This is a genomic window from Microcoleus sp. CAWBG640 (genome assembly GCF_020883015.1).
Classification (GTDB): Bacteria; Cyanobacteriota; Cyanobacteriia; order Cyanobacteriales; family Microcoleaceae; genus Microcoleus; species Microcoleus anatoxicus.
This window is the reverse complement of record NZ_JAHRFC010000139.1, coordinates 1-8,995: the sequence shown is the minus strand read 5'-3', so window position 1 is coordinate 8,995 and position 8,995 is coordinate 1. Positions and strand designations below refer to the sequence as shown.

The window sequence follows — 8,995 nt, the reverse complement described above, 5'->3', positions numbered from 1 at the left end:
CTAAGGCTCTAGGCTCTTCCACCACTCCTGGTTTCTTCGTATTTACGAATGCAGCTAACGAGACTGTGTTGGTGTTTGACTCCAACGGTACTGCACCTGGTGGTTCTACCACAGTGGCTAACTTTGGTACTGCTGCTGTGAGTTTGGGCACCTCGGACTTTGTGTTTACAGGCTCCCTAGGTTCTGCTCCGGCTGGTAATACTACTGTTTCTGCTTCTGGTAGTGTGGTTGACTTGACTGCTGCTGGGAATACTTTCCCGGTTGCTATTAACAACTTCGGTTCCGGCGCAGGCGGTTACAACTTTACCACCCCTGTATTGTTTACAGGCAATAGTGCTGTTAATAACGTCACCGGTACGGACTTTGCTGACATTTTGAACGGCGGTTCTGGTGCTGATATTTTCAATGGTGGTTTGGGTAACGACAGTCTCTCCGGGGATGACGGTAACGACAGTCTCTTCGGTGGCCCTGGTAACGATACCATCAATGGTGGTGCCGGAAATGACACTTTAATCGGCGGTTTGGGAACTAATGTTCTCAACGGCGGTGCTGGTTTGGATGTGTTTGTGTTCACTGGAACTTCTGTTGGTGGCGGGGATTTAATTACCAATTACAGCACTGCTGATGATGTAATTAACCTCGACAAAACTGGTTTTGCTGCCTTTACGACTGGTTCTGGGCCTTTGGGTTCGAGTTTCTACGCTTATAGCAGCACAGTTGCTACTGTAAGTGGGATCGAGTCAACTTTGACTGGCCCGTCGATTATTGCTCTCTACGATGGTGCAGTTACTAAACTGTATTACGATAGCAACGGTTCTACGGTTGGTGGCAACAGTTTGTTTGCAACTGTTGATGTCAATTTGGGAGCTTCGGGCAACTCTGAGTTGTTCTTGTTCTAACCCATTGCTCTAGTATTCCCGTTCTTAAACTGAATGGGAATACTAGACGACTGATTTTAGGTGGCTTGATGCCACCTAAAATTTCAAATATTTTTTTAAGTAGAAGGAAGAATTCACCCCCCCCTACCCCCCCCAAGGGGGGAAATTCAGGAAGAAGATCGATGTGAAGAATAGCAAGCCAGTAAGCTTTTGAGCGATTTGGATCTTGCATTTAATTAGGTGGACTTACTTATTATTTGACCGATCGCTGGAAATAGATCGCGCTTTTGAAACTATTTTAAATTTTAGATTTATGTCAGGGGAAACTTAACCGAATACAGCAATGCTGGTACACTAGCAGCTTCTGCGGGTTTAATTCCCTCATCGCAAATTGATAGCTGTTGGTGCCAATGACAAGGGGTTAAAATTGGGTTATGGTGGTGAGCAAGCCTTCCCTACAAGGATCATTGGCATGAAAAAGTTTTTCGTTCTGTGCTTATTTTTTATCGGACTCGGCTGGGCAATTTCTAGTTTCCCAGGATTGGCGACTCAAGGGACCTATGATTCTATTTTGCTGGATTTCCGCGAAGATGTTGGTGCTGTTGAGATTGTCAAACAAGTAGAGGCGATCGCCAACAAGTACCACGTCAATCCCCAGCTCAATAGCGAGTTTTCCCAACAGGATAATGTGTATGTTGTCAAGGGCGATCGCAGTTTGTTAAATGCCCTGAAAAAATCAAATTTGGCTAAAGATACCGAATACATTGAACCAAACTACGTTTACAGCGCTTTCGAGATTCCCAACGACCCCATGTATAACAAACAGTGGAATCTCCGCAGCATCAATGTAGAATCTGCCTGGAACGAAACCAAAGGCAGTGGCACAACAGTAGCGATAATTGATACGGGAATCTCCCCAGTTGCGGACTTAAAAGAAACCAAATTTGTACCGGGCTACGACTTTGTAAACGATCGCGCCGAAGCCTTCGATGACAACGGCCATGGTACTCACGTCGCCGGTACAGTCGCCCAATCAACTAACAACAATTACGGTGTTGCTGGCATTGCTTACGAAGCAGCCTTAATGCCACTCAAAGTCTTGGGTGGTAGTGGTGGCGGTACCGTTGCTGACATCGCCGAAGCCATCAAATTTGCGGCGGATAATGGGGCTGATGTGATTAACATGAGTCTCGGTGGTGGTGGCGAAAGTCAGTTAATGGCAGAGGCGATCGACTACGCCCACAGTAAAGGCGTTGTCGTCATCGCAGCCGCCGGCAATTCGGGCGATAGTTCCGCCTCTTATCCAGCCCGCTATCCCCACGTCATCGGCGTTTCTGCCCTCGGCCCGGACGACGAAAAAGCTTCTTACTCCAATTTCGGCGCGGGAGTTGACATTTCAGCCCCCGGTGGTTCTGAAACTGGGAAAATTCTCCAAAGTACGATCGACCCAGAAACTGGTGCAGAAATTTTTGAAGGCTACCAAGGTACAAGCATGGCATCTCCCCACGTTGCCGCCGTTGCAGCCCTGATCAAAGCCTCCGGTATCCAAGAACCAGACCAAATTCGCAGCGTACTTTTACAATCGGCGCGAGTTGTGGGCGAAGACCCCCTCAACCATTTTGGTGCCGGAAACCTCGACGCCGCCGCGGCTGTTCAGCTAGCCCGCAGAGGCCAAATCAACTTCCGCGATTTCTTCCGCTGGTTGCATGACAATGGCTATCTCAGTCCCCATTTCTGGATCGATGGCGGTGCTGTGGCGCTGTTACCTAAGATTGCAATGGTACTCGGTTCCTATCTGCTGGCTTTCTTGTTGCGGAACTATTTCCCCTTCCAGTGGACTTGGGGTTTTTCGGGCGGTTTGATGGCTGGTAGTTCTGGGTTCTTTTTCCTCAGAAATTTGTTTGTATTTGACCTGCCGCAATGGCCGCTGCGGGTGATGGGCAGTTCTATTCCCGAACTTGGTGGCGCAATTAATGGCAGCAGTATGCTAAATCCGATGTTTGCTAGTGTGTTGATTCCGGGGATTTTAATTGTGTTGCTGTTGGGACATCCACAGTGGAAATGGATTGCGATCGCCACATCGATCGGCTTTGCTAGCAGTTTAGCAGTCAATGCTTTTGTGTCTCCCAGTGTTTGGGGATTGGGAACAGGTTTAGTAGCACAAACATTTTTAATTGTCAATGCTTTTCTATGTTTCGGGCTAGCACGTTTAGCAATTAAAACAGAGGTTCAGTCAGCATGAGTATTACAGTCAAGGGTGTAATTGAACGCCAAGGCTTCGGACCAGGTACTTGGGCCTTGGTGGGCGAAGATGGGGAAACTTATGAACTTAAGGATGCTTCTTCTGAACTGAAAAAAGAGGGTTTGAAAGTCCGTGTCAAAGGTTTGGTGCGTAAGGACATTATGACTTTTGCGATGATCGGGCCTGTGCTTGAGGTGCAGTCTTTTGAAGTGCTTTAGGCTAAACGATTCCTTCGATGGCAAACAGTCGTAGACGCAAAAAACCCACTTTCTTTGAAAAATCGTCTTGGCTGTCCTAGACAAAAAAACCCCGGCCAAATTTGGCTGGGGTTATTAATCAGGGTGCATCTACTGATCAAGTTTCCGGTAGGTTCTGACATCTTTCAGGATGAATTTGATTTTTTTACGGCAGAAGGACGCGGATGTTTGGCGCTGGGGCTTTAGTAGACAAAAAAAACCGGCCAAATTTGGTCGGGAGTTAATTAATCAGGGTGCATCTACTAATATAGTCTCCGGTATGTTCAGACCTCTTTCAGGATGAATTTGATTTTTTTACAGCAGAAGGACGCAGATGTTTGGCGCTGGGGCTTTAGTAGACAAAAAAAACCCGGCCAAATTTGGTCGGGAGTTAATTAATCAGGGTGCATCTACTTATCAAGTTTCCGGTAGGTTCAGACCTCTTTCAGGATGAATTTGATTTTTTTTACCGCAGAAGGACGCGGAGGTTTGGCGCTGGGGCTTTAGTAGACAAAAAAAACCCGGCCAAATTTGGTCGGGAGTTAATTAATCAGGGTGCATCTACTAATATAGTCTCCGGTAGGTTCAGACCTCTTTCAGGATGAATTTGATTATTTCACCGCAGAAGGACGCGGAGGTTTGGCGCTATGGCTTTAGTAGACAAAAAAAACCCGGCCAAATTTGGTCGGGAGTTAATTAATCAGGGTGCATCTACTAATATAGTCTCCGGTATGTTCAGACCTCTTTCAGGATGAATTTGATTTTTTTTACCGCAGAAGGACGCGGAGGTTTGGCGCTGGGGTTGTACTAGACAAAAAAAAACCCGGTCAAATTTGGTCGGGAGTTATATCGTTTCCGGTTGTATGGGAATGATTAAACCACAGAGAACACAGAGGACACAGAGAAAGAGAAGAGAGAAATAATAATTCCGATGTCAACGGATTTGATATTAGTAGACAAAAAAAACCCCGGCCAAATTTGGCTGGGGTTATTAATCAGGGTGCATCTTTATTTACTTTTCATGGGCTGGAGGGATGTTCAGGATGAATTTGATTTTTTGACCGCAGAGGGACGGATATGTTTGGCGCTGTGGCTGTCATCGACAAAAAAAACCCGGCCAAATTTGGTCGGGAGTTATCAATCAATCAGGGTGCATCTACCTATCTACTTTCCTGGGGATGCTATTTAGATCCGGAAAGTTTCCTCTCAAACATCCAAACTATTTTCGATGAACTAAGGTTGCAGTGGCTTGGTCTGTGGGAACTAGCAAAATTTCGCTAATATTAACGTGGGGCGATCGCGTCGCACAAAAATACACGACATCGCCTACATCATCACCAGTAAGCGGTGTTAATCCTTGATAGACATTTTTGGCTTTTTCTGCGTCGCCGTGAAACCTGACATTGCTAAATTCTGTTTCCACTAAACCTGGTTCTATCTGTGTGACTCGGACTGGTGTTCCTAATAGGTCTTGTTTTAACCCTTCGGAAATTGCTTTTACCGCCGCTTTGGTAGCACAATAAACATTGCCTTTTGGGTAGGTTTCGCGACCTGCAATGGAACCAATATTGATTACGTGACCGCGACTTCGATTTACCATTCCGGGTACGATGTAGCGAGTCATGTAAAGCAAGCCTTTTACATTGGTATCAATCATTTCTTCCCAGTCTTGAAAGTTCCCTTCGTGCAGTTTGTCTAAGCCTCTACTTAACCCGGCATTGTTAATCAGAATATCGATCGCTTTCCAAGCTTCGGGAAGTGTATTTACAGCGGATTCGACTTTTGGGCGATCGCGCACGTCTAACTCTAGCAAATAAATTTGGTTGGCCGATGCTATTAATCCGGTTTCTACCAGTTCCTTTGCCAGTCGATCGAGCTTGTCGATGCGCCGCGCTGCTAAAATTAGTTTAGCGCCACCCCTAGCAAATATCTTGGCACAGGCTGCTCCTATACCGCTACTGGCACCGGTAATTAAAACAATTTGATTTTGGATAGAAATCATTTTTGTTATTAGTTATTAGTTATTAGTTATTAGTTATTAGTTATTGGTCATGAATGATTAGTTATTAGTTGTGGGTTTTTGCCAATAACCTGTTACCAATAACCAATAACATCTTTACTTGACAACTCGCAAGCGCACAGTGACTGTGGTTATACCACCTTGTCGCATCAATACTGCTGAAACGAAGCGATTTTCCGGTGTGGCTGGAGCTTTACCTACTTTAAAAATTCCCCCGGAATTCAACAACTCTAAATCGACTTGTGGGGGCTTGATGGATGTTTGCTCGCCGACTGGTGCTTCCACCACAGTTCCTATTAAAATGTCATCCCCGATCGGCTCTCGAACAATTGCATCAAAATGGTAGTCTTCACCCACCTTAACTTGCTCTGGCAAGTTCACTTGAATCGTGGGAGGATTTTTGCCCGAACTAAGCTGAGTTTGTTCTGCTAAAATTTCTTGTTTGACTATTTTTTGACCTTCAAAGCGCTGCTGAGAACGAATAGTAGCTTTGAGAGTTAAGTCTCTGCCGTCTTTTTTCTGAGTGCCGGCGATTGTAGTCACGGTTTCAGCTACAATCGCGCTGCCTTCGGCTTTCCAAGATTTGAGCTCTGTGCGGTAATTTAAACTGGGATAGCGCTGCCAAAGTTGAGTTAATGCTGTTTCCATATTCTGACTGTTCAATCCGTCAGAATGAGTGAAGTTTTGACCATAAAATGCCATGACTGCTTTGACATCGCGACGATTTGCCGCTGCGTCAATTTCCGTTAGCAGTTTTGTCAATTCAGCCGGTGCCGCTGTAGGGGTTTGAGCTTGTACTCTGGGATTCGCCTCCCGCACTCCTTGGGCTCTGGCCTGGGCCGGATGCAGTATGCTACTACTGAGAACTGTCAAACAGATCAACAAAGGGGCGATCGAGCTTTCGACTACGCTCAGGGGAGCCGACAAGCGGATGTACGGGCGATCGGCTTTTTTGTGCCGATCGCTGGTCCAATACTGAGATACACTTGGCACTAAATTCAAAAAATTACGCATTAGATGATAATTTGGTTATTTGTCAGGGGTCGTGCAGCGGACAATGGTTCGCCTGCAACGAAGACTGACAACTGAGCGGAACACGGCACTATCTAATTTTAGATGGCTGATGGGAAATTGGCTGAAACTGCCGGAAAAATCAGCATAATAATCTAAAACGTTAAACCCAAAATCGATCGAGCTGTGGAACTTGTAACAGAGACAAATACCTTGACAAAATCCCCTATCCGGTTGTTGATTGCAGCTAGTGGCACAGGAGGACATTTATTTCCGGCGATCGCCACCGCTGAACAGTTGCATGACTGTCACATCGAATGGCTGGGAGTTCCCGACCGCATGGAGACTCAGTTAGTCTCCTCCCTTTACCCCCTCCACACCATCGCCGTTGAAGGCTTTCAGCAGCGATTTGGACTCGGTACAGTGCGAATTTTAGGTGGTCTCCCTAGCTCGATTCTGCAAGTGCGCCGATTGCTCAAACAGGGAAAGTTTCACGGAGTATTTACTACCGGAGGTTACATCGCAGCACCGGCAATTTTGGCCGCTCGCTCTTTGGGTTTGCCGGTGATTCTTCACGAATCTAATGTTTTTCCGGGTAAAGTGACTCGTTGGTTTAGTCCTATTTGCAGTGCAGTGGCGATCGGATTTGAAGCCGCAGCCCAGTATTTACCCCGCGCCAAAACTGTGTTTGCTGGTACGCCGGTGCGATCGCAATTCCTGACTCGCGAACCTCTCAATTTACCAATTCCTGACAACGTACCTGTAATTTTAGTTATGGGTGGCTCTCAAGGTGCTGTCGCAGTTAATCAGTTAGTGAGACAGTGTGCTCCTGCTTGGTTTGATGCGGGTGCTTGGGTAGTTCACCTCACCGGAAATAATGACCCGGATGCTGAAAGTTTGCAGCACGCACAATATATATCGATGCCATTTTATGATAATGTGGCTGGTTTATTGCACCGGGCAAATTTAGCAATTAGTCGATCGGGTGCTAGTGCTATGACAGAATTAGCAGTGACTGGAATGCCTGCTATTTTAATTCCTTTTCCTTTCGCCGCGGACAACCACCAAAGTTTTAATGCCGAAGTATTTGCCGCTTCGGGAGCGGCTTTGGTATTTCGTCAAAGTGAATTAACTGCTGATATTTTGCAAAGTAAAGTTTTACATTTACTTAGCGACACTCAATATTTGGCAAAAATGTCCCAAGCTGCTGCTCAATTAGCTGTGACAGACAGTGCAGAGCGTTTGGCTAATTTGGTTAGGGAATTGGTGGGTAACTAAAATCCGGCTAGATCTCAATTCTATCTTTGAGTTAGCTTTCAAAATTTTACCTATAATTGGTAAACTGCAACGCTACGGGGTAATCTTCTTGCTTCAATCGTTGAATTACCAACTGCAAATCATCTTTATCTTTGGCAGAAACCCGCACCGCATCGCCTTGAATCGATCCTTGAATCTTTTTAAATTCATCTCGAATTAATTTAGTAATTTTTTTGGCAATTTCCTGGTCAATCCCTTTTTTTAGTTTAATTTCTTGGCGAACCCGACTGTTACTAGCCGCTTCAATTTTGCCATAATCAAAAATTTTCAGAGACAAATTGCGTTTGGCAGATTTAGTTTGCAAAACAGTGTGAATTGCATCCAAGGTGAATTCACTGTCGGTATTGACAATAATGGATTCAGCACCTAATTCCACGGTGGTTTTGGTGTCTTTCAGGTCGTAGCGACTTTGAATTTCCCGTGTTGTTTGGTCAACAGCATTAACTAATTCTTGACGGTCGAAGTCGCTCACAATATCAAAGGAATAACTGGCGGCCATAAAATGATAGTGGGGAATTGGGAATGAGGAATGGGGAATTGGGAATTGGGGAATTGGGGAATTGGGAATTGGGGAATTGGAAATTGGGAATGGGGAATTGGGAATGGTTCATGGTTCATGGGAATTAACACCAATAACCAATAACCAATAACCAATAACCAATAACCAATAACCAATAACCAATAACCAATAACCAATAACAATTAGTTATTAACAGCCATCAAACTGAAATAAAATAGAGTGACAGTGCAAGAAGAACTAATGGCAAACATGAGCGATCGCCCCAGTGGTATATTCAGGATATAGAAAACCGAAAACAACAACCGGGCGATCGTAAAAGCGATCGCAGCCCAACCAGCCGCCTCCGAATCTACCCCCGTCACAAAAGCCATCAAAGCTGCCGCTGAAAACACCATAAACGTCTCAAAGGAATTTTGGTGAGCCCAAGTAGCCCGTTGAGCGTAAGCAGGTAACTTGTCAAACATAGCGCGGGGCGCTGCTTGGTCATAACCTAGCTGCAAGCGGGCGAGGGCAACCACCACAAACGGTGCATAAACCAGCGCCGCCGCCGCCGCAATAGAATCAAGCAGAATAACCGACACAGGCAATCCCAACAGCATTATCCGCCTCGTATTTCAATCAAAATAGAACAGAGTAACAACCTTACGCTGTTCCTCTGCATCCTGACAAGTTTTCAGCAAAGTGTGACTTTCGTGAAAAGCAAAACAGAGCAGTTGCTGACACCGAGAAATAATCTCCTGATTGCACAGGGCGCTTGCTTCTGGGAGAGAC

Annotated in this window: 8 protein-coding genes and 1 pseudogene; 4 read left to right on the top strand and 5 right to left on the bottom strand. The window is 45.7% G+C overall.

The window, feature by feature from the left end:
• The 3 genes from AAFP11_RS28795 to AAFP11_RS28785 form a co-directional block, all read left to right on the top strand.
• Positions 1-899, top strand: an 899-nt coding sequence (locus tag AAFP11_RS28795; RefSeq protein ID WP_341740097.1) for a calcium-binding protein, incomplete at its 5' end; no start/stop codon positions are given.
• A 451-nt stretch (positions 900-1,350) separates the two neighbouring features.
• Complete coding sequence (locus tag AAFP11_RS28790) at positions 1,351-3,120, top strand: S8 family peptidase (protein ID WP_341739881.1); 1,770 nt, start codon at positions 1,351-1,353, stop codon at positions 3,118-3,120.
• Positions 3,117-3,338, top strand: coding sequence for a hypothetical protein (locus AAFP11_RS28785; RefSeq protein ID WP_341739882.1), 222 nt, complete (start codon positions 3,117-3,119; stop codon positions 3,336-3,338). The genes AAFP11_RS28790 and AAFP11_RS28785 overlap by 4 nt, the downstream gene beginning before the upstream one ends.
• Positions 3,339-4,575: 1,237 nt before the next feature.
• On the opposite strand, the gene AAFP11_RS28780 is transcribed toward AAFP11_RS28785, so the two are convergent.
• Both AAFP11_RS28780 and AAFP11_RS28775 read right to left on the bottom strand, forming a co-directional pair.
• Positions 4,576-5,358 (bottom strand): SDR family oxidoreductase, encoded by a 783-nt coding sequence (locus AAFP11_RS28780; RefSeq protein WP_341739883.1) that lies wholly within the window; start codon positions 5,356-5,358, stop codon positions 4,576-4,578.
• Positions 5,359-5,472: 114 nt separating this feature from the next.
• Positions 5,473-6,390, bottom strand: a complete 918-nt coding sequence (locus tag AAFP11_RS28775) for a nuclear transport factor 2 family protein (RefSeq protein WP_341739884.1) — start codon at positions 6,388-6,390, stop codon at positions 5,473-5,475.
• 210 nt (positions 6,391-6,600) lie between these two features.
• On the opposite strand from AAFP11_RS28775, the gene murG reads away from it, so the two are divergent.
• Positions 6,601-7,665, top strand: a complete 1,065-nt coding sequence (gene murG / locus AAFP11_RS28770) for an undecaprenyldiphospho-muramoylpentapeptide beta-N-acetylglucosaminyltransferase (RefSeq protein WP_341739885.1) — start codon at positions 6,601-6,603, stop codon at positions 7,663-7,665.
• 46 nt (positions 7,666-7,711) lie between these two features.
• Here the strand turns inward: murG and AAFP11_RS28765 are convergent, their stop codons facing one another.
• The 3 genes and pseudogenes from AAFP11_RS28765 to AAFP11_RS28755 all read right to left on the bottom strand — a co-directional run.
• Positions 7,712-8,203 carry a YajQ family cyclic di-GMP-binding protein gene (locus AAFP11_RS28765; protein ID WP_341739886.1) on the bottom strand — a complete coding sequence of 164 codons (492 nt, stop codon included), beginning with the start codon at positions 8,201-8,203 and terminating at the stop codon, positions 7,712-7,714.
• Between the two features lie 203 nt (positions 8,204-8,406).
• Positions 8,407-8,823 (bottom strand): MAPEG family protein, encoded by a 417-nt coding sequence (locus AAFP11_RS28760; protein ID WP_341740096.1) that lies wholly within the window; start codon positions 8,821-8,823, stop codon positions 8,407-8,409.
• Positions 8,824-8,838: 15 nt separating this feature from the next.
• A pseudogene (locus AAFP11_RS28755) lies at positions 8,839-8,995 on the bottom strand (DNA recombination-mediator protein A); the annotation flags it as partial.